The organism is Bradyrhizobium sp. 44, assembly GCF_023073095.1.
Lineage (GTDB): Bacteria > Pseudomonadota > Alphaproteobacteria > Rhizobiales > Xanthobacteraceae > Bradyrhizobium.
The window spans coordinates 181,547-201,045 of record NZ_JADPIY010000038.1 but is presented as its reverse complement, the minus strand read 5'-3'; the positions used below and the strand labels follow the sequence as shown (position 1 = coordinate 201,045).

Annotated in this window: 17 protein-coding genes; 8 read left to right on the top strand and 9 right to left on the bottom strand. The window is 65.3% G+C overall.

Annotated features, from left to right (window positions below; translation table 11 throughout):
* Window positions 1-95: 95 nt before the first annotated feature.
* Genes nadA through nadC form a run of 3 tightly spaced genes read left to right on the top strand, consistent with a single transcriptional unit; the run spans window position 96 to window position 3,703 of the window.
* Entirely contained in the window at window positions 96-1,202 is a 1,107-nt protein-coding gene (gene nadA, locus IVB41_RS33645; RefSeq protein WP_247291168.1) for a quinolinate synthase NadA, read from the top strand.
* Between the two features lie 9 nt (window positions 1,203-1,211).
* On the top strand, window positions 1,212-2,813 hold the full coding sequence (locus tag IVB41_RS33640) for an L-aspartate oxidase (protein WP_247438891.1): 1,602 nt from the start codon (window positions 1,212-1,214) through the stop codon (window positions 2,811-2,813).
* 11 nt (window positions 2,814-2,824) lie between these two features.
* A complete protein-coding gene (nadC, locus tag IVB41_RS33635) occupies window positions 2,825-3,703 on the top strand; it encodes a carboxylating nicotinate-nucleotide diphosphorylase (RefSeq protein ID WP_247438889.1) in 879 nt (292 codons plus the stop codon).
* Between the two features lie 156 nt (window positions 3,704-3,859).
* Here the strand turns inward: nadC and IVB41_RS33630 are convergent, their stop codons facing one another.
* From IVB41_RS33630 to IVB41_RS33620, 3 genes are all read right to left on the bottom strand, one after another.
* Window positions 3,860-5,314, bottom strand: a complete 1,455-nt coding sequence (locus tag IVB41_RS33630) for a cell wall hydrolase (RefSeq protein ID WP_247438887.1) — start codon at window positions 5,312-5,314, stop codon at window positions 3,860-3,862.
* 479 nt (window positions 5,315-5,793) lie between these two features.
* Entirely contained in the window at window positions 5,794-8,760 is a 2,967-nt protein-coding gene (ppdK, locus tag IVB41_RS33625) for a pyruvate, phosphate dikinase (RefSeq protein WP_247438885.1), read from the bottom strand.
* A gap of 96 nt (window positions 8,761-8,856) precedes the next feature.
* Window positions 8,857-9,012, bottom strand: coding sequence for a DUF3096 domain-containing protein (locus tag IVB41_RS33620; RefSeq protein WP_007594951.1), 156 nt, complete (start codon window positions 9,010-9,012; stop codon window positions 8,857-8,859).
* 221 nt (window positions 9,013-9,233) lie between these two features.
* On the opposite strand from IVB41_RS33620, the gene IVB41_RS33615 reads away from it, so the two are divergent.
* Window positions 9,234-9,587 carry a DUF1236 domain-containing protein gene (locus tag IVB41_RS33615; RefSeq protein ID WP_247438883.1) on the top strand — a complete coding sequence of 118 codons (354 nt, stop codon included), beginning with the start codon at window positions 9,234-9,236 and terminating at the stop codon, window positions 9,585-9,587.
* A 266-nt stretch (window positions 9,588-9,853) separates the two neighbouring features.
* On the opposite strand, the gene glyS is transcribed toward IVB41_RS33615, so the two are convergent.
* From glyS to IVB41_RS33585, 6 genes are all read right to left on the bottom strand, one after another.
* On the bottom strand, window positions 9,854-11,953 hold the full coding sequence (glyS, locus tag IVB41_RS33610; protein ID WP_247438881.1) for a glycine--tRNA ligase subunit beta: 2,100 nt from the start codon (window positions 11,951-11,953) through the stop codon (window positions 9,854-9,856).
* Window positions 11,953-12,888 carry a glycine--tRNA ligase subunit alpha gene (locus tag IVB41_RS33605; protein ID WP_247438879.1) on the bottom strand — a complete coding sequence of 312 codons (936 nt, stop codon included), beginning with the start codon at window positions 12,886-12,888 and terminating at the stop codon, window positions 11,953-11,955. Before IVB41_RS33605 ends, glyS begins: the two co-directional genes overlap by 1 nt.
* Before the next feature lie 169 nt (window positions 12,889-13,057).
* On the bottom strand, window positions 13,058-13,249 hold the full coding sequence (locus IVB41_RS33600) for a hypothetical protein (protein ID WP_007607173.1): 192 nt from the start codon (window positions 13,247-13,249) through the stop codon (window positions 13,058-13,060).
* A gap of 118 nt (window positions 13,250-13,367) precedes the next feature.
* Window positions 13,368-14,276: a S49 family peptidase gene (locus IVB41_RS33595; protein ID WP_247357001.1), complete on the bottom strand. Its 909-nt coding sequence runs from the start codon at window positions 14,274-14,276 to the stop codon at window positions 13,368-13,370.
* Window positions 14,277-14,487: 211 nt separating this feature from the next.
* Window positions 14,488-15,255 (bottom strand): tRNA1(Val) (adenine(37)-N6)-methyltransferase, encoded by a 768-nt coding sequence (locus IVB41_RS33590; protein ID WP_247438878.1) that lies wholly within the window; start codon window positions 15,253-15,255, stop codon window positions 14,488-14,490.
* Complete coding sequence (locus IVB41_RS33585; protein ID WP_007594964.1) at window positions 15,248-15,475, bottom strand: DUF2007 domain-containing protein; 228 nt, start codon at window positions 15,473-15,475, stop codon at window positions 15,248-15,250. The genes IVB41_RS33590 and IVB41_RS33585 overlap by 8 nt, the downstream gene beginning before the upstream one ends.
* Window positions 15,476-15,607: 132 nt before the next feature.
* Here IVB41_RS33585 and IVB41_RS33580 point away from each other — a divergent pair, with 132 nt between their 5' ends.
* The 4 genes from IVB41_RS33580 to IVB41_RS33565 all read left to right on the top strand — a co-directional run bounded on the left by IVB41_RS33580 (window position 15,608) and on the right by IVB41_RS33565 (window position 19,495).
* Entirely contained in the window at window positions 15,608-16,615 is a 1,008-nt protein-coding gene (locus IVB41_RS33580) for a polyprenyl synthetase family protein (protein ID WP_007594965.1), read from the top strand.
* A gap of 413 nt (window positions 16,616-17,028) precedes the next feature.
* Window positions 17,029-17,544 (top strand): helix-turn-helix domain-containing protein, encoded by a 516-nt coding sequence (locus IVB41_RS33575; protein WP_247399842.1) that lies wholly within the window; start codon window positions 17,029-17,031, stop codon window positions 17,542-17,544.
* 1 nt (window position 17,545) lies between these two features.
* Window positions 17,546-18,802, top strand: a complete 1,257-nt coding sequence (gene fabF, locus IVB41_RS33570) for a beta-ketoacyl-ACP synthase II (protein ID WP_247438876.1) — start codon at window positions 17,546-17,548, stop codon at window positions 18,800-18,802.
* Between the two features lie 60 nt (window positions 18,803-18,862).
* Window positions 18,863-19,495: a LysE family translocator gene (locus IVB41_RS33565; RefSeq protein WP_247399846.1), complete on the top strand. Its 633-nt coding sequence runs from the start codon at window positions 18,863-18,865 to the stop codon at window positions 19,493-19,495.
* Window positions 19,496-19,499: the final 4 nt, after the last annotated feature.

Sequence of the window (19,499 nt, the reverse complement as noted above, 5' to 3'; positions counted from 1 at the left end):
TCGAGCATATCGAATGGATCTCCGGCCCGTCGGCCGGATTTCTCAGGCTCTATATATGCTCATGATGAGTATAAATAACATGCACGGAGGCTTCGATGCCGCTAACTGGAATTTACGGCCCCGACGACTTTGCGAACCGGCCGCAGGGCCACGTCATCACCCCGGCACGGGCCGAGCAGGCGCGAACCGGACCTCCGCTGCCGATGCCTTCGCTGGAATGGACGCCGGAGGTCGAGCGAGCCACCGCGCCGCTTTACGAGCGCGTGAAACACGTCATCCCGCCAATCGAATGGCCGCTGATGGCCCCGACGATCAAGGCGATCAACGAGCTGAAGCAGGCCCGGGGCGCGGTGATCCTCGCTCACAATTACCAGGCGCCGGAGATCTTCCACTGCGTCGCCGACATCGGCGGTGATTCGCTCCAGCTCGCGGTCGAAGCCACCAGGGTGAAGGCCGGCATCATCGTCCAGTGCGGCGTGCACTTCATGGCGGAGACGTCGAAACTGCTCAATCCGGACAAGACGGTGCTGATTCCTGACACGCGCGCCGGCTGCTCGCTCGCTGCCAGCATCACCGGCGCCGACGTCCGCCTGCTCCGTGACAAATTTCCCGGCGTGCCTGTCGTTGCCTATGTCAACACCTCCGCGGAGGTGAAGGCCGAGGTCGATATCTGCTGCACCTCGTCGAACGCGGTCCAGGTGGTCGAGAGCCTCGGCGCGCCCAGCGTGATCTTCCTGCCCGACCGCTATCTCGCCACCTACGTGGCCTCGAAGACCGACGTGAAGATCATTGCCTGGAAGGGCGCCTGCGAGGTGCACGAGCGTTTCACTGGCGCCGAGCTGCGCAGCTACCGCGAGGCCGATCCCTCCGTGCAGATCATCGCTCATCCCGAATGCCCGCCGGACGTGCTGGCCGAGGCCGATTTCACGGGCTCGACCGCGCACATGATCAACTGGGTGCGTGAGCGGCGGCCGCGGCGGCTGGTGATGATCACGGAATGCTCGATGGCCGACAATGTCCGCGCCGAGCTGCCCGATGTCGAGATGCTGCGTCCCTGCAATATCTGCCCGCACATGAAGCGCATCACGCTCGCCAACATTCTGGAGAGCCTGCTGACGCTTCGCGAGGAAGTGACGATCGATCCCGCACTTGCGGACCGCGCAAGGCGCTCGGTCGAGCGGATGATCAATTTAAAGAATTGAGATAAAGCCATGACAAACAACATCAACACGCTTCCCCGCTCCGACGACGTCATCATCGTCGGCGGCGGCCTTGCCGGATTGTTCTGCGCGCTCAAGCTCGCGCCGCGGCCCGTGACATTGATCTCGGCCGCGCCGCTCGGACAGGGCGCGTCGTCCGCATGGGCGCAAGGCGGCATCGCCGCGGCAATGGCTGAAGGCGATACGCCGGAAGCGCACGCCGCGGACACGGTTGCAGTTGGCGGCGGCATCGTCGACGAAGCTGTCGCTCTCGGGATCGCGCGCGAGGCCGCACCGCGGATTCACGACCTTCTCGCCTATGGCGTGCCGTTCGACCGCGATCTCGAAGGCAGGCTCGCAGTCGGGCGCGAAGCCGCACATTCGGCGCGCCGCATCGTGCATGTGCGTGGCGATGGCGCGGGCGCCGCCATCATCGCGGCGCTGAGCGATGCCGTGCGGCGCACGCCGTCGATCCGACTGATCGAAGGTTTCGTTGCCGAGGCGCTGTTGACCGAGGACGGCGCCGTCACCGGCCTTCAGTTGCGCGAAGCCGACAATTTCGCCGCACGGCCGGTCCTGCTCGCCGCGCGGACGGTGGTGCTGGCCACGGGTGGCATCGGCCATCTCTATGCCGTCACCACCAATCCGCGCGAGGCTAGCGGATCCGGCCTTGCGATTGCTGCACGCGCAGGCGCGGTCATCGCGGATTCCGAGTTCGTGCAGTTTCACCCGACCGCCATCATGGTCGACCGCGATCCCGCGCCGCTCGCCACGGAAGCGCTGCGCGGCGAAGGCGCGACACTAATCAACGGCCGTGGCGAGCGTTTCATGGCGGCGCTTCATCCGCTCGCCGAGCTTGCACCGCGCGACATCGTGGCCCGCGGCGTGTTCGCGGAGATCTCGGCCGGGCGCGGCGCCTTCCTCGATGCGCGGCAAGCGCTGGGCGCACGTTTTGCCGACAGATTCCCGACCGTTCATGCAAGCTGCATCGCCGCCGGCATCGATCCCGCCACGCAGGTCATCCCGATCGCACCGGCGGCGCACTATCACATGGGCGGCATCGCGGTCGACCATCGCGGACGCAGCTCGATCGAAGGGCTCTGGGCCGGCGGCGAAGTGTCGTCCACCGGCGCGCATGGCGCCAATCGCCTCGCCTCGAATTCTCTGCTGGAGGCCGTGGTCTACGCCGCGCGCATCGCCGACGACATCGCCGGCCGCGCGATTCCCTCGCCCGCCCACCTTTCGGACGTGGCGACGCCGCGGGGCGGCGCGCCGGATGCTGCGGCCGTGAAGCGGCTGCGGACGCTGACGAGCGCGCATGTCGGCGTGATCCGCGATGGTGACGGGCTTGCGGACGCGGTTCGCAGCTTCACCACGCTCGAACGCGAGGCCACGAGCATCGCGGTGCGCAACATGGCAACGGCAGCCCTGCTCGTGGCGGCGTCGGCCTGGAACCGGTGCGAGAGCCGCGGCGCGCATTTCCGCTCCGACCATTCCGCGGACGTTCCCGCACTCGCGCAACGCACAATGACGACGCTCGCAGCAGTGCGCGAGATCGCAGATGGCCTGACCGAACGCCCGACACCGCGCACCGCGCAACCCATGATCGCCTGACGGAGTCTGCCATGATCACCTCAACCTCTCTGCTCTATCCCGACGCCTTTCTCTCCCCGCTCGCGATCGACGAGGCCGTGCTCCGCGCGCTCGATGAGGATCTCGGCCGCGCCGGCGACATCACCGCGCTTGCGACGATCCCCGAGGCAACGAAGGCGCAAGCGATCCTGGTCGCACGGCAGTCCGGCGTGATCGCCGGCTTGCCGCTGGCCCTCGCCACGTTGCAAAAACTCTCGCCCGACATCGAGATACGCGCACATGTTCGCGACGCCGCGCGCGTCGCCCGCGGGCAACAGGTGCTGACGATCTCGGGGCCGGCACGCGCCATCCTCACGGCGGAGCGGACCGCGCTGAATTTCGTCGGCCGCCTGTCAGGCGTTGCGACGCTCACGGCGGACTATGTTGCGCGCACCGAGGGTACCCGGATGCGGATCTGCTGCACGCGAAAAACCACGCCGGGATTACGCGCGTTGGAGAAATACGCGGTACGTTGCGGCGGCGGCTTCAATCACCGCTTCGGGCTCGACGACGCGATCCTGATCAAGGACAACCACATCGCGGTCGCCGGCGGCATCCGCCCCGTGCTGGAGCGCGCCCGCGCCCATGCCGGCCACCTCGTCAAGATCGAGATCGAGGTCGACACGCTGCCGCAGTTGCGCGAGGTGCTCGACACCGGCCTTGCCGACGCTGTGCTGCTCGACAACATGGACATTGCGACGCTGCGCGAAGCCGTTGGGATCAACGAGGGACGTCTCAAGCTGGAGGCATCCGGCGGTGTCACCCTGGATTCGATCGCAGCCATCGCGGCGACCGGCGTCGACTACGCCTCATCCGGCGCGCTGACGCATTCCGCGCCGAATTTCGACTGCGCGCTGGATATCGAGGCGTGATGCGGGGTTCCCTCTCCGTCATGGCCGGGCTTGTCCCGGCCGTCCACGCCTTGCAACTCGGTGCAAACAACGTGGATGCCCGGGCCTTCGCCTCGCCGAAGCGGCTTCGGCCGCGCAGGCGGGACAAGCCAGGGCATGACGAATTCTTGTGAACAGCTACCTTCGCTCGGTCGCGCCCATCTCGGCGGAGCTCTTGGCTTCCTGGGTGAGCTCGGCGGAGAGCGCGGCGGTCTGCGCTGGGGTGCCCCAGCTCGGTTCCTCGCTGCCGTCGCCCCAGGCGCGTGGGCGATAGAAGGTGTGGACGCCGGTCTTGTACATCTTCTTCATCTCGGCGACCCAGGACGGGCGAACCCAGTAGGCGTGGTAGTGCGTGGACTTGCCGACCTCGGGTAGCCAGATCTGGCCGTCGAGCATGGCCTTGGAGATCTTTTTCGCACGCTCCCACATCTCGGGCTCGCGGATCACGTCGGCATTGCTGTCGCAGGCAAAGGTGAACTGGCAGGCGAGATGGCGGTGCTTGTTCTGATAGACCGCGCCGCACACGGTGTCCGGATATTTGCCGGAGAACACGCGGTTCATCACCACCTGCGCAACCGCCATCTGGCCGCGCACGGCCTCGCCGCGGGACTCGAAATAGACGGCTTCCGCAAGGCATTTTTCGGACTTCGCGCGCGACTTGGCGTCGAGCGCGAGCCGCTCCGCCGGCGATCTGGCGCGCTGGTTGTCGACGTTGACCTCACCCTTCGGCGCGACGCTCTCGCCGCTTTCGATATCCTTCGCAATTTCCTCCGACGGCGGCGACAGCGAGGCCGTCACCTTCATGTCGGGGTCGGGCATCACGATCAGCGGCTCGGCACCCGGCTGCCAGCTCTCGATGCTCTCGACATTGCCACCAAGCGAGGAGCTGCCGAAGAACAGGTTCGAGGTCTTGACGCGGAATGGATCGCGCGGCGGTGCGGCCGGTATGGTGGCCTGCTTCAGCGCTTCGAGCGGCTGGAGCGCGAGCGAGCGCGCAGCATCACTGGCTTGTGGTGCATTGGTGTATTGCGGCAGCGGCGGCGCGCGCAGCGCTTCCGCGAGTTCGGGATCGAGCGCGGCCGCGGACTCCGGCGACATCGCCTGTGGCAGCGCGACGGTTTTGGCGCCGAACACCGAGCTGTTCGACGTTGCGGGATCTTCCTGCGTCGGCGCTGCCGTCGGCGCACCCGCTTCGGGAGCCTGCGTCGGTGTGACCGTTGCGAGGCGATCACCCTTCATGGAGCGATCGACCTTGGGAAAATCGGCGGCCTGGTAGCGCGGCGGCGCCTGAAGCGCCGGATTGCGGCTGATCGCGCCGGTGACGTCGCGGCCGTCGAGGCTCGCGAGACGAACCATCGCGCTCTGCGGAGCCGAAGTGCCGATCGGCCGGGAAAAACTGTAAGTGGCGAGCTGGATGGAAGACGCAGCAGAGAACACCTGCTTCTGCCAACGCTCCGCGACGCCGGGTTGGCGCGCCAGCAGCGAGGCAATGTCCTGATAGCCGGTCTCTCTCGGCATCAATGCGAAGATGCAGAGACCGATGCCGAAGGACGCGAACCGCGCGCCCTTCGGATGGGTACGCAACAAAAACATCGATACGCTCACGCTACGCTTACGCTAGAAAAATCGAGCCGCAGTACATCCGTGCAATTCGATCTTTATCGTGAGTATCTAATTTAGGTTGCCGGGGCGTTAATCGGCGTTGCGCTTGCGGCACACGCAAGCAATCGCAGGTGTTTTCACGGGGTGATGATGCGCCTTGGTAAATGCGCCCTCACGCGAGGGGGTAAACAATTGGTCAACGCGAATGGTGAAGGAACTCTTGCGCGCACGTCTCATTGCGGGACGCGCGCTGAGTTCCCGCTACTGCGATGTGCTCACACGTACGCGCTCAAGCTCGTCATTGCGAGGAGCTCTTGCGACGAAGCAATCCAGACTGCTGCCGCAGGAAGATTCTGGATTGCTTCGCTGCGCTCGCAATGACGGCGTGGAAGCAGTCGAGCCTCAAAATGAAAAGAGGCGGGGTTTTGCCCCGCCTCTTTCGCTCTCAAGATTTCAAGTCGCCGCTCCGATTATGCCTGGCTCGCCACCGCCTTGCCGAGCGCGGCTTGCGCGGCGGCGAGGCGGGCGATCGGGACGCGGTAGGGCGAGCAGGAGACGTAGTCGAGGCCGATCGCATGGCAGAAGGCGACGGAGGCGGGATCGCCGCCGTGCTCGCCGCAGATGCCGACCTTGAGCGAGGGGCGCGTCTTACGACCGCGTGCGACGCCGATCTTGACGAGCTCGCCGACGCCTTCCTGGTCGAGCGCGACGAAGGGATCGATCGGCAGGATGCCCTTGGACACGTAGGTGCCGAGGAAGCTCGCGGCATCGTCACGGCTGATGCCGTACGTCGTTTGCGTGAGGTCGTTGGTGCCGAACGAGAAGAACTCGGCGCTCTCCGCGATCTCGGCCGCGAGCAGGCAGGCGCGCGGCAGCTCGATCATTGTGCCGACCTGATAGGTCAGCCTGGTGTTGGTGTCGCGCATCACCGCCTTCGCGGTGGAATCGATGCGCGCCTTGACGAGGTCGAGCTCCATCTTGGTGGCGATCAGCGGCACCATCACCTCGAGGCCGACGGCCTTGCCGGTGCGCTTCTCGGCCTCGACCGCTGCTTCGAAGATCGCACGCGCCTGCATTTCGGCGATCTCGGGATAGGCGATCGCGATACGGCAGCCGCGGAAGCCGAGCATCGGATTGAACTCCGAAAGCTCGCGCGCGCGGTCGGCCAGGCGCCGCGGGTCGGTGTTCATGGCGCGGGCCACTTCCTCGACCTCGGCATGGGTGTGCGGAAGGAACTCGTGCAGCGGCGGATCAAGCAAACGGATCGTGACGGGCAGGCCCTTCATGATCTCGAACAGCTCGACGAAGTCGGCGCGCTGCATCGGCAGCAACTTTGCCAGCGCAGCGCGGCGCGACTGCTCGTCCTCGGAGAGGATCATCTCCCGCACCGTGCGGATGCGCGTCTCCTCGAAGAACATGTGCTCGGTACGGCAGAGGCCGATGCCTTCCGCGCCGAACTTGATCGCGGTGTGCGCGTCCTCCGGCGTGTCCGCGTTGACGCGCACGCCGATCTTGCGGACCTGGTCGGCCCATTTCATCAGCGTGCCGAACTCGCCGGACAGCTCGGGCTCGATCATCGGCATGCGGCCGGCGAGCACCTGGCCGAGCGAGCCGTCGATGGTGATGACGTCGCCGGTCTTGAAGGTGCGCGAGCCGATGCTCATGGTACCGCGGCCGTAATCGACCCGGATGGTGCCGCAACCGGAGACGCAGGGCTTGCCCATGCCGCGCGCGACCACCGCAGCATGCGAGGTCATGCCGCCGCGGGTGGTCAAGATGCCTTCGGCGGCGTGCATGCCGTGGATGTCTTCGGGGCTGGTCTCGATCCGGACCAGAATCACCTTGCGTCCGTCGGCCTGAAGCTTGGCCGCTTCGTCCGAGGAGAACACGATCTCGCCGGAGGCCGCACCCGGCGAGGCCGGCAGGCCGGTCGCGATCACGTCGCGCTTGGCGTTGGGGTCGATGGTCGGATGCAGCAGCTGATCGAGCGAGGCCGGGTCGATCCGCGTCACCGCTTCCTTCTTGGTGATCAGGCCTTCATTGGCGAGCTCGACCGCGATGCGGAGCGCCGCTTTCGCGGTGCGCTTGCCGCCGCGGGTCTGCAGCATCCAAAGCTTGCCCTGCTCGACCGTGAACTCCATGTCCTGCATGTCGCGGTAGTGCTTCTCGAGCAGCGTGTAGATCCGCGTCAGCTCCTTGAAGGCCTCCGGCATCGCCGATTCCATCGACGCCTTGTCGGAGCCCGAGTCCTTCCGCGCTTCCTCGGTGATGTCCTGCGGCGTGCGGATGCCGGCGACCACGTCCTCGCCTTGCGCGTTGATCAGGAACTCGCCGTAGAGCTTGCTCTCGCCGGTCGAGGGATTGCGCGTGAAGGCAACGCCGGTCGCCGAGGTCTCGCCCATGTTGCCGAACACCATGGCCTGCACGTTGACCGCGGTGCCCCAGGATTCCGGAATGTCGTGCAGCCTGCGGTAGGTCACCGCTCGGGCATTCATCCAGGATGAAAACACGGCGCCAATCGCGCCCCAGAGCTGGTCGTGCGGATCCTGCGGAAAATCCTTGCCGGTTTCGCGAGCGACCGCGTCCTTGTACTTGCCGACCAGATCGACCCAGTCGTCGGCGGTGAGATCCGTGTCGAGCGTGTAGCCTTGGCTGTCCTTGAAGGTGTCGAGGATTTCCTCGAAATGATGATGCTCGAAGCCGAGCACCACGTCCGAATACATGGTGATGAAGCGGCGATAGCTGTCATAGGCGAAGCGGCGATCGCCCGACAGTTCCGAGAGCGCTTCCACGGTTTCGTCGTTGAGGCCGAGATTGAGCACGGTGTCCATCATGCCCGGCATCGAGGCGCGGCCGCCGGAACGCACGGAGACGAGCAGCGGGTTTCTGGAATCGCCGAAGATCTTGCCGGTCAACTTGCCGACATGATCGAGCGCCTTCTCAACCTGCGACCGCAGTTCCTTGGGGTAGGATTTGTCGTGCGCGTAGAAATAGGTGCAGACCGAGGTCGGGATGGTGAAGCCCGGAGGCACCGGCAGGCCGAGATTGGCCATCTCGGCGAGGTTGGCGCCCTTGCCGCCGAGCAGGTCGCGCATCTCCGCTTTGCCCTCGGCCTTGCCGTCGCCGAACGTGAACACCCACTTGCCGGCCTTGGCCGCAACAGGCGCGGCCTTGCTTGAAGCAGCCTTGCTCGGTGCCGGCTTCACGGCAATCTTCGGCGCAACCGGTTTCGTCGGTGCCTTTGCAACAGCCTTGGAAACCGACTTGGCGGCAGGCTTCACAGCCGGCTTGACCAGCGGCTTAACAGCGGCTTTGGCCACGGGCTTCGGGGCGCGCTTGGCAAGTGCCTTGCGGGCCGCCGGCGCGGCTTTCGCCTTGGCGGAGGACTTTGATTTCGCTGGCATTTTCGCTGGAGTTTTCGAGGCGGCTTTGGCCATAGCTTGCACACAACCTGCGAGAGGAATGGGTAATTGCGGGCCTTACACCACTTTGGGCAGGTCCGCGCAAGTCGAAGAGTTCCGTAGAATGAAGGCCTAGAGATGGAGCCACTTCAACAATCCGAGCCCGATCGCACCATTTATAATGAGAAAAATCGCGACGATCAGGTTCAGGAGGCGCGGCATGATCAGGATGAGCACACCCGCAAGCAGCGACAGGATCGGCGAGATATGGGCGACGGTGATGTGCATGAATTGTCTTTCCGTGGGTAGGGGCGAATCGCGGCGGGATCATAGCGGACTGGGTTCCGCGGGTAGAGACGCATCGGGCGCGCGCGAGTTCCCAGATCCGCGAAAACAGCCCGAAAATGCCGCGAATGCGGCGGGCGTTTTCCGGAACATCGCCGAGACGCATGCATTGGCAACCGGTCGCGCCATTGGCGCTTCCCGAAACCTTCTCGAAGGAGTTGCCCATGCGGAACAGGATTCTTGCTCTTGCAGTGCTCGCGGCCGCGATCGACTCGCCCCTTGCGGCGCAGGCGCAAAGCGGCGTCACAGTGGGACGCGCGCCCGTCGTCGTCGACAGCGGCCCGACCATTGCCGTCGAGCAGCGGCCGGCTTTCCGCGACTATGTCGTCGAACAACGCGTACCGGCTTTCCGCATCCCGGATCGCGTGGTGGTCGGTGCCACGTTACCTGAAAGCGGTGTCACCTATTATGACGTGCCGCAGCGTTTCGGCGCCACCACCTATCGCTACACCGTCGTGAACGGCGAGACCGTGCTGGTCGAGCCGCGCTCGCGACGCATCGTCGAGGTGATGGACTAGCACTTTCACGGGATCAACTAGGTGTCCGGCGCGTCACATCAATCAGGCTGACGCGAGCAGTATAGTCGGACATCAGGCCCCGCCCGGTCCTCCCCCCGCCGGGCGGGGCTTTTTTGTGTGGACACTCTTCGCGCACGGTAATGCGGCCACCAACTCCGTCGTCAAGGCCGGGCTTGTCCCGGCCATCCACGCGTCTCCACGAGAAGAAGGACGTGAATGCCCGGGACAAGCCCGGCATGACGGTGTTCATTGCGCCCAAACCGCGCTCAATCCTGGATCTTCGAGAAATCCGCCACCGCACGGGTGGCGCTGCGGATCTCGTTGAGCAGCTTCAGGCGATTCTCACGCACCTTCGCATCCTCGTCGTTGACGCGAACCTTTTCGAAGAATGCATCGACCGGCGGACGTAGCTTGGCCATCGCACTCATTGCGGCCGCGAAGTCTTCCTTCGCGACAGCAGCGCTTGCCTCCGCCGTCACCTCGCCGATGGCCTTGGCCAGCGCCTTCTCCTCGCCGAGACCGTAGAGCGCGGCATCCGGCGCCCCGTCGAACGTGCGCTTGTCCTTCTTCTCCTCGATGCCGAGGATATTGCTGGCGCGCTTGATGCCGGCGAGCAAATTCTTGCCGTCCTCGGACTCGAGGAATTTGCCGAGCGCCTCGACGCGGCGGACGATCATCAGAAGGTCATCCTGGCCACCGAGCGCGAACACGGCGTCGACGAGATCGTGCCGCGCGCCCTGCTCGCGGAGCTGAACTTTCAGGCGATCTGCGAAGAAGGCGAGCAGGTCGCTCGGAAGCTTCTGCGCATCGGCAGGCTTCAAGGACAAGGCGGCGAGTGCGGATGCCGCCATCTTCATGAGCGACAGACGTAGTCCGTTCTCGGTGATCAGCCTGATCACGCCCAGCGCCGCACGACGCAGCGCATACGGGTCCTTGCTTCCCGTCGGCTTCTCGTCGATTGCCCAGAAGCCCACCAGCGTATCGAGCTTGTCCGCGAGCGCCACTGCGACGCTGACCGGATCGGTCGGCACGCGATCCGCAGGCCCCTGCGGCTTGTAGTGCTCCTCGCAAGCGGCGGCCACCGAGGCATCCTCGCCCTGGGCCAGCGCGTAGTACTTGCCCATCAGGCCCTGCACCTCGGGGAATTCGCCGACGACTTCGGTCAGCAAATCCGCCTTCGCCAGATGCGCGGCCCGCGTGGCCTTTGCGACATCGGCGCCGACCAGCGGCGCGATCTCGGCGGCGAGACGCTCGATGCGCTTGATGCGTTCAGCCTGGGTGCCGAGCTTCTCGTGAAACACGATCTGCTCGAACTTCGGCAGGCGATCCTCGAGCTTCGTCTTCATGTCCGTTTCATAGAAGAACTTCGCATCCGACAGGCGCGGACGGATCACGCGCTCGTTGCCGGCGACGATGGTCTTGCCGCCGTCGGCCGCCTCGATGTTCGCCGTGAGGACGAACTTGTTGGTCAGCTTGCCCGTCTTGGAATCCCTGACGACGAAGCACTTCTGGTTGTTGCGGATGGTGGCGCGGATCACCTCTTCGGGGATCGCGAGATATTCCGCTTCGAACGATCCCATCATGACGACGGGCCATTCGACGAGGCCCGAAACCTCATCGAGCAGCACCTGGTCCTCGACCAGTTCGAACCCTTGGGCGAACGTCAGCTCCTTGGCGTCGGCAAAGATGATGTCCTTGCGCGCCTGCGGATCGAGGATGACCTTGGCAGCCTTCAGCTTCGCTTCGTAATCCTCGAAGCGGCGCACGGAAATCGCGCTAGGTGCCATGAAACGATGGCCGTAGGTGGTCTGGCCGGCCTCGATGCCGTCGACCTCGAATTTCACGACGTCGGGCTCTTCGGTTTCGAGCCCGAACGTCGCGGTGATCGCGTGCAGCGGACGCACCCAGCTCAGCGAGCCCGGCTTGCCGGAGCGCGCACCCCAGCGCATCGATTTCGGCCAGGGGAAGGTGCGGATGATCACGGGAAGGATTTCCGCGAGCACGTCGATCGCGTCGCGGCCGGGCTTCTCGATCAGCGCGATGTAGAAGTCGCCCTTCGGATCGCGCTGGATCTTGGCCTCATCCAGAGACGTCAAACCGGTAGCTTTCAGAAAACCCTGCACGGCCGCATCGGCCGCGCCGATCTTCGGTCCGCGGCGTTCGGTCTTCAGGTCAGGCTGGCGCGCAGGGATGCCGTGCACGGTAAGCGCAAGGCGGCGCGGCGTCGCGAACGCCTTCGCGCCCTCGTAGACGAGACCTTCGGCGACGAGCTTGTCGGTGACCATGCGGCGCAGATCGTCGGCCGCCTTGGCCTGCATGCGCGCGGGGATCTCTTCGGAGAACAGTTCAAGCAAAAGATCGGGCATCAGGCCGCTCCGCCCGCTTCAGTATGTATCCAGGCCTCGCCGCAAGCCTTTGCCAATTCGCGCACGCGAAGAATGTAGCTCTGCCGCTCCGTCACCGAGATCACGCCGCGCGCGTCGAGCAGGTTGAACACGTGGCTCGCCTTGATGCATTGGTCATAGGCCGGCAGCGACATCAAATGCGCCTCGCGCTTGCCATCTTTCCAGCCGGCCTCGAGATATTTCCTGCAAGCCGCTTCGGCCATCTTGAACTGCTCGAACAGCATCGCGGTGTCGGCGATCTCAAAATTGTGCTTCGAATATTCCCGCTCGGCCTGGAGGAAGACATCACCATAGGTGACCTTGGCGTCACCGTCGCGGCCGTTGAAGTTGAGGTCGTAGACGCGATCGACGCCCTGCACGTACATCGCGAGGCGCTCGAGCCCGTAGGTGAGCTCGCCCGCGACCGGCGCGCATTCGACACCCGCAACCTGCTGGAAATAGGTGAACTGGCTGACTTCCATGCCGTCGCACCAGCACTCCCAGCCGAGGCCCCAGGCACCCAGCGTGGGGCTCTCCCAGTCGTCCTCGACGAAGCGAATGTCGTGCACGGCGGAATCGATGCCGATCGCGGCGAGCGACTTCAGATACAGCTCCTGAAGGTTCGGTGGCGACGGCTTCATGATCACCTGGAACTGGTAGTAATGCTGCATCCGGTTCGGATTCTCGCCGTAGCGGCCGTCCTTGGGCCGGCGCGAGGGCTGCACATAGGCCGCATTCCAGGGCTTTGGCCCGAGTGTGCGCAGCGTGGTCGCCGGATGGAAGGTACCCGCACCCATTTCCATGTCGTAGGGCTGCAGGATCACGCAGCCCTGCTCGGCCCAGAACCGCTGGAGCGCGAGGATGAAGCCCTGGAACGAGCGTTCCGGGCGCATATGGGCGGGCAAGGAGGCGTCCATCGTCAGATCGGGCTCTCGCGGGGGGTTGAATCGCGCGGGACCGTATCGACGGCAGGGGTGGGAATCAAGGCAAAGGGGGCCAATCCCGTCATGCCCGGGCATCCACGTTCTTCGTGCGTCGGCAAGGCGTGGATGGCCGGGACAAGCCCGGCCATGACGAGCGCAGCAGCTAACCCGGGCGATAGGCTCCGGTCACGGGATCCTGTTTCAGGGTCTGGACGGCCCCCCGATGGGCGGCCTCGGCGACGCGCGAGAGGCGCATCTCCTCCAGCTCCTGGTTGATCCTGACAGCGGTCTTGTAGGCCCAGCGGACCACGGCAAGCCCGCCCAGGACGCCCGCGAATGCGACGAACGGCGGCATCGGTCGTTCCTTGTTCACAATGCTCAGCCCCCACGCGCATTCTTGCGCAGACCGGGCCGCGCCGCAATTGGCACGGCTTCAAGTCTCCTTGGGGCCAAATGGCGCGGCAGGGCTCCGTCTAGAATCCGAATTTCGCCCAAATCGCCCGCGTCTCGACCGCGGAGATCAGCTCGTCCGGCAGGCTGGCCATTGATTCCATGGCCGAAAGCTGCCCCGCGCCGGGCGATTTCCGACCCAAAAGGCCGGAGAGCAGACCGGTCGGCTGGGCAATCACGGGGGTGAGAACCTTCTCGCCAAAGCGGGCACGAAGAGTTGAGCGGAGATCGCCGATGCTGTCGGCGAGCCCCAGCGCGATCGAACTCTCGCCGGCCCAGTATTCGCCCGTGAACAGGGTGTCGTCGGAGCCCTTCAACCGCGCGCCGCGGCTTTCCTTCACCAGCGCGATGAAGATCTGGTGGATCTCGCGCTGGAGCGCCTTCAGCTTGGCGACGTCGTCGGGGTTTTCAGGGAGAAACGGGTCGAGCATCGCCTTGTGCGCGCCGGCGGTGTAGAGGCGCCGCTCGATGCCGAGCCGCTTGATCGCCTCCTGGAAACCAAAGCTGCCGCCGACCACGCCGATCGAACCGAGAATCGAGGACGGATCGCAGATGATCTCGTCGCCGGCGCAGGCGATCATGTAGCCGCCGGAGGCCGCGACGTCCTCGACGAACACCAGCACCGGCAGCTTCTTCTCCGCCGCGAGCTGCTTGATGCGCAGGTAGATCTGGCGCGACTGCACCGGCGAACCGCCGGGCGAATTGATCACCAGCGCCACCGCCTTGGCGTTACGCGTCGAAAACGCCCGCTCCAGCACTCGCGAAACGGTCGCGAGCGTCATGCCCGGGCGCAGCGGCGTCACCGCGCCGATTACTCCGGACAGCCGCACCACCGGTACCACGGCTGTGCCGGGACGGAAGCGCGCCGGCAGATATTGCATGAGCTTGTCGGCCAGGCCGGAATTCTCACGATCGTTCAATTGTTCGGCCATGCCGTTACCTCTGATTAACTATTTCTTATCACGCGACTGTCATTGGAAGGGCCCGGAACGTGTTTTGCAGAAACCCCGTTGAGAGGCTGCAATGGGCCAGCGGAGAACACCATGAAAATCTATCTGCTGATGCTGCTGATCGGTGCGCTGTTCATGGCGATCCGCCTGACGACTCCGCAAGAGCAGCAGTCGGAATCGCTTCCGCAATAGCTCAGCACGGTTCCACCAGGGGTAGAACCGCCCTTCCCTCCAGAATATCCATCACCTCTTTAGGCACGCGTGATTCCTCGGTGAGCACGAGGCCCGGCAACAATCGTGCCGGGGCCCTCCCGCCCTTGACCGCGCGCACCAGCACGCGGATCGCGGGCCGCCCGGCTTCACCGTGAACCGGCAGGATCGCGAGACTGCCGAAGCCACGAGACAGTCCCGCCAAAACTTCCGCGATCCCATCTGCGCGCCAGATCAATGTCAACGCGCCGTGCGATCGGAGGATGCGCCGCGCCGCGTGCACCCAGGCATTCAGCGTCTCATCCGTCGCCACATGCGCGATCTGGCGCACCTGATCGGGCGAGCCGCGATGGCGAGCGGGATCGTTGAAGGGCGGGTTCATCAGCACCACGTCGACGCTGTCGGGCGCGAGCCCGCTGGCCGCGAAGGCCTGCGCGTCCGCGGTGACGTCGAGCACGATCGTCTCGGCGGCAATCGCATTCGCTGTCGCATTGGCGCGCGCAAGCTCCGCCAGCTCGGGATCGATCTCGACCAGGCCGAGCCTGATCCCGGCAACGCGCCGCGCCAACGCAAGCCCGGCCGTGCCGATGCCGGCGCCGAGATCGACGACACGGTCGCCCGCGCTCGCCTCCGTCGCCGCCGCGAGCAGAATGGCGTCGTGCCCGGCGCGATGGCCGGACCGCTTCTGCTTCAGCCGCAATTGCCCGCCGAGAAAGGCGTCCTCGGTGAGGTCTGCCAGTGCTTCACTCATCGCCGCGCAGTTCGTGGCTGAGGCCGGCCTCGGTCAGAAGCTGCCGGGCTTCGAGGGCGTCGTCCTCATGGACCAGGATCCGCCGCGGCAAAATGCCAAGCGAGCCCTCGATGATGCTCATGTTCTGGTCCAGCACCAGATGATGGATGTTGGCGCCGTCGAGCAGCGCGCCGATCGCCGACACCAGCACCATATCGTTGGTCCGAACCAGTTCTCGCAAAACACAGACCTCCTGCCTGACGGGGATTAAGCACCAAATGTCAATGGTTCCACGGCCCTTGCCGCATCCCCGTCCAGTTTCTATTGTCTTTCCATCAGAATAGCCCTTCCGGGGCAAATATTGGAGACCGGCGTGGCCGTCATCGTACCTTTCGAAACTCCCGGCGCGTCGATCGAAGAGCTGGTTGCCCTTGTCGCCGGTGACATGGAGCGCGTCAACGCCACGATCCTGTCGCGGACCGGTTCGGACGTGACCATGATCCCGGAGGTCGCCAACCATTTGATCTCCTCCGGGGGCAAGCGCCTGCGGCCGATGCTGACGCTGGCCATGGCCAACCTCGCCGGCTACACCGGCGACGGCCATATCAAGCTCGCCGCCAGCGTCGAGTTCATGCATACCGCCACCCTGCTCCATGACGACGTCGTCGACGAAAGCGAGATGCGCCGCGGCAAGCTGTCGGCACGGATGCTCTGGGGTAATGAGGCGAGCGTGCTGGTCGGCGACTTCCTACTCGGCCAGGCCTTCCGCATGATGGTCGAGGTCGGCTCGCTCCGCGCGCTCGACATTCTCTCCGCGGCCGCCGCCACCATCGCCGAGGGCGAGGTGATGCAGCTTGCCGCCGCCAAGAACACCGCGACCACCGAGGACGAATATCTCGCCGTGATCCGCGGCAAGACCGCCGAGCTGTTCGCGGCTGCCTGCGAGGTGGGACCGGTGATCGCCAACCGCCCCAAGGCGGAGCAGACCGCCTGCCGCTCGGTCGGTATGAATCTCGGCATCGCCTTCCAGCTCGTCGACGACGTGCTCGACTATGGCGGCAAGAGCGCCAAGCTCGGCAAGAACACCGGCGACGATTTCCGCGAGGGCAAGATCACGCTGCCCGTCGTGCTCGCTTTCCGCCGCGGCAACGACACCGAGCGCGCCTTCTGGATCCGCGCGCTCGAGCGCGGCGAGATCGGCGACACCGACCTCGACCACGCCATCGGGTTGATGAACAAGCATCGTGCGCTCGAAGACACGCGCAGCCGCGCCCAGCACTACGGCGCCATGGCGGTGGACGCGCTGGCGCTATTCCCGTCCTCGCCGATGAAGAGCGCGCTGGAGCAGGTCGTGGCGTTCTGTCTGGCACGGTCGCATTAGCTACTTGCATCCTTAGCGCTGGCTGGTAGCCACACCCTCAGTGTCGTCCCGGCGAAGGCCGGACCCATTACCCCGGTCAGCGTTGTCTTAGCGCCTGTGGCAACCATCGTGCACCACAACAACAGTCGTGGCTATGGGTCCCGGCCTTCGCCGGGACGACATCGTTGAGGTAGCGCCACCACTGCATCAACAGCGTCACTGCGAACGCAGCGAAGCAATCTAGAATCTTTTCGCAGGGGGACTCTAGATTGCTTCGCTCCGCTCGCAATGACGGAGCAAGGAGCGCAGGCCTCGCTCGCCAACTCGCATCCGGATCGCAGAGATAGTTTTGCAGTCGCGCACCTCGTCCTCCCGTGCGGGGAAGTTGCCCCTTGTCACTTGCATTTTGAAAGTTACATCCCTACCTTCGAACCATGCAGCCCAAATCCGCCTCCATCCAGGAATGTCCCGTCGGCCGCGCCGTGGAGACGGTCGGCGAATGGTGGAGCATTTTGATCCTGCGGGATGCCTTCCAAGGCGCAACGAAGTTCGACGATTTTTCGCAAAGCCTCGGGATCGCGCCGAACATCCTGTCGCGACGGTTGGCCCATCTCACCGAAAGCGGCATGTTCGTCCGCCGCCGCTACAATGAACGGCCGCCGCGCTATGAATATGTGCTGACGGACAAGGCGCGGGACTTCTTCCCCGTGGTCGCAACCCTGCTCGCCTGGGGCAACAAGCATCTCGCACCGAAGGGCGAAGCGATCCTGCTCGCGAACCGGCACGATCGTCGTCCATTCAATCCGGTCGTGGTCGATGCCGCCGGCATGCAGCCGATCACGCTCACCAATGCGGTCATCATCGCCGGTCCCCGCGCCAGCCGTGTCATGCGCAAACGGCTGACCTCGCTCAAAGCCATGAACCCGGCCGTCGCGCCGGCTGGAGACTGACATGCGTCGTATCGTCGTGACGGGAATAGGCGCGGTGTCGCCGCTTGGCTGCGGTGTCGAGCTGTCCTGGCGCCGGCTGCTGGCCGGTCAAAGCGGGCTGCGCCCGCTGCCGGAATGGTCGCAGGCGCTGCCCGCACGCATTGCCGGCCTCGTGCCCGACAAGGCCGATGACGTGGACGGCGGCTTCGATCCCGCGCAGGCCGCCGCGCCGAAAGACCAGCGCAAGATGGACCGCTTCATCCTGTTCGCGCTGCTCGCCACCGCAGAGGCGGTTGCGCAGGCCGGCTGGACGCCGCAGGACGCTGCGGCTTTGGAGAGGACTGCGACGATCATCGCCTCCGGCGTCGGCGGCTTTCCGGCGATGGCGGAAGCGGTGCGCATCACCGAACAGCGCGGCCCGCGCCGGCTGTCGCCGTTCACGATCCCCTCCTTCCTCGCCAATCTCGCGGCCGGCCACGTCTCGATCAAATACGGCTACAAGGGAGCGCTGGGCACACCGGTCACGGCGTGCGCCGCCGGCGTTCAGGCGATCGGCGATGCCGCGCGCATGATCCGCGCGGGCGAGGCTGATGTGGCGATCTGCGGCGGTGCGGAAGCCTGCATCGACATCGTCAGCCTCGGCGGCTTTGCCGCGGCCCGCGCACTATCGAGCGGGTTCAATGACGCGCGCGCCTCGCGCCCGTTCGATCGCGACCGCGACGGTTTTGTCATGGGCGAAGGCGCCGGCATCCTGGTGATCGAGGAGCTGGAGCATGCATTGGCGCGCGGCGCCACGCCGATCGCGGAGATCGTCGGATACGGCACGACTGCCGACGCCTATCACATGACATCGGGTCCGCCTGACGGCGACGGCGCCCGGCGCGCCATGGAGATCGCGCTCCGGCAGGCCAAGCTTGCGCCTGCCGATTTGCAGCATCTGAACGCGCATGCAACGTCAACGCCGGCGGGCGACGAGAGCGAGCTTGGCGCGATTGCCGCGCTGTTCGGTCGTCACCGCGGCATCGCCGTGAGCGCGACCAAATCGGCCACCGGCCATCTGCTCGGCGCCGCCGGAGGGCTCGAGGCCATCTTCACCGTGCTCGCCCTGCGCGACCAGATCGCGCCGCCGACCCTCAACCTCGAGAACCCTGATCCGGGCGCGGACGGCATCGACATCGTCGCCGGTGTGGCGCGCCCGATGCCGATGCAGCACGCGATCTCGAACGGGTTCGGCTTCGGCGGAGTGAACGCCAGCGTGATCTTCCGCCGGATGGGCTGAACGACGGTCCTTGCAAACGACGGGCCTTGCAATCGCGGCAAGCATCGCTACCAAAGCAGGATGATCAACACGAATTTCTGGCTGTTCCTGGCCGCAGCTTGTCTCATCGCCGCCGTTCCCGGCCCCGGCATTTTCTACGTGGCGGCACGGACCCTGTCGGAAGGGCGCGCCAGCGGTTTTGCATCGACCGCGGGCACCGCGCTCGGCGGGCTGGTTCATGTGATCGCAGGCAGCCTCGGCATCTCTGCGATCATCCTTGCCAGCGCCGAGCTGTTTGCCGCCGTGAAATTTGTCGGCGCGCTCTATCTGGTCTGGCTCGGCATCAGGACTTTTCGCAACGCCGGCCGCGCGCTGTCATTCGACAGCGAGCCCGTCGGCGACAAGCGCGCCTTTCGCGACGGCGTGCTGGTCGAGGCGCTGAACCCGAAGACCGCCGCCTTCTTCCTCGCCTTCATTCCGCAGTTCCTCGACCCGGCGGGATCGAACCCGACGCTGCAATTCATCATGCTGGGTGCGATTTCGGTGACGCTGAACACGCTCGCCGACATCGTGGTGGTGCTGATGGCCTCCGCGACACGCACGCAGTTGATCGGAAGGCCGCAGCTGATGCGGCGTCTCACCCAGGGTTCCGGCGTCTTCATCGCAGGGCTCGGGCTGTCGCTGGCGCTGGCGCGGCGGCCGGTGAATGGATAGCGCC

What these genes read in the sequence shown, in the direction of transcription:
- IVB41_RS33565 (WP_247399846.1), top strand. Translation starts at nt 18,863, where the DNA reads ATGATCAACACGAATTTCTGGCTGTTCCTGGCCGCAGCTTGTCTCATC.
- nadC (WP_247438889.1), top strand. Translation starts at nt 2,825, where the DNA reads ATGATCACCTCAACCTCTCTGCTCTATCCCGACGCCTTTCTCTCCCCG.
- glyS (WP_247438881.1), bottom strand. Translation starts at nt 11,953, where the DNA reads ATGCCCGATCTTTTGCTTGAACTGTTCTCCGAAGAGATCCCCGCGCGC.
- IVB41_RS33605 (WP_247438879.1), bottom strand. Translation starts at nt 12,888, where the DNA reads ATGGACGCCTCCTTGCCCGCCCATATGCGCCCGGAACGCTCGTTCCAG.
- IVB41_RS33640 (WP_247438891.1), top strand. Translation starts at nt 1,212, where the DNA reads ATGACAAACAACATCAACACGCTTCCCCGCTCCGACGACGTCATCATC.
- fabF (WP_247438876.1), top strand. Translation starts at nt 17,546, where the DNA reads ATGCGTCGTATCGTCGTGACGGGAATAGGCGCGGTGTCGCCGCTTGGC.
- nadA (WP_247291168.1), top strand. Translation starts at nt 96, where the DNA reads ATGCCGCTAACTGGAATTTACGGCCCCGACGACTTTGCGAACCGGCCG.
- IVB41_RS33620 (WP_007594951.1), bottom strand. Translation starts at nt 9,012, where the DNA reads ATGCACATCACCGTCGCCCATATCTCGCCGATCCTGTCGCTGCTTGCG.
- IVB41_RS33575 (WP_247399842.1), top strand. Translation starts at nt 17,029, where the DNA reads ATGCAGCCCAAATCCGCCTCCATCCAGGAATGTCCCGTCGGCCGCGCC.
- IVB41_RS33600 (WP_007607173.1), bottom strand. Translation starts at nt 13,249, where the DNA reads ATGCCGCCGTTCGTCGCATTCGCGGGCGTCCTGGGCGGGCTTGCCGTG.
- IVB41_RS33595 (WP_247357001.1), bottom strand. Translation starts at nt 14,276, where the DNA reads ATGGCCGAACAATTGAACGATCGTGAGAATTCCGGCCTGGCCGACAAG.
- IVB41_RS33615 (WP_247438883.1), top strand. Translation starts at nt 9,234, where the DNA reads ATGCGGAACAGGATTCTTGCTCTTGCAGTGCTCGCGGCCGCGATCGAC.
- IVB41_RS33630 (WP_247438887.1), bottom strand. Translation starts at nt 5,314, where the DNA reads ATGTTTTTGTTGCGTACCCATCCGAAGGGCGCGCGGTTCGCGTCCTTC.
- ppdK (WP_247438885.1), bottom strand. Translation starts at nt 8,760, where the DNA reads ATGGCCAAAGCCGCCTCGAAAACTCCAGCGAAAATGCCAGCGAAATCA.
- IVB41_RS33590 (WP_247438878.1), bottom strand. Translation starts at nt 15,255, where the DNA reads ATGAGTGAAGCACTGGCAGACCTCACCGAGGACGCCTTTCTCGGCGGG.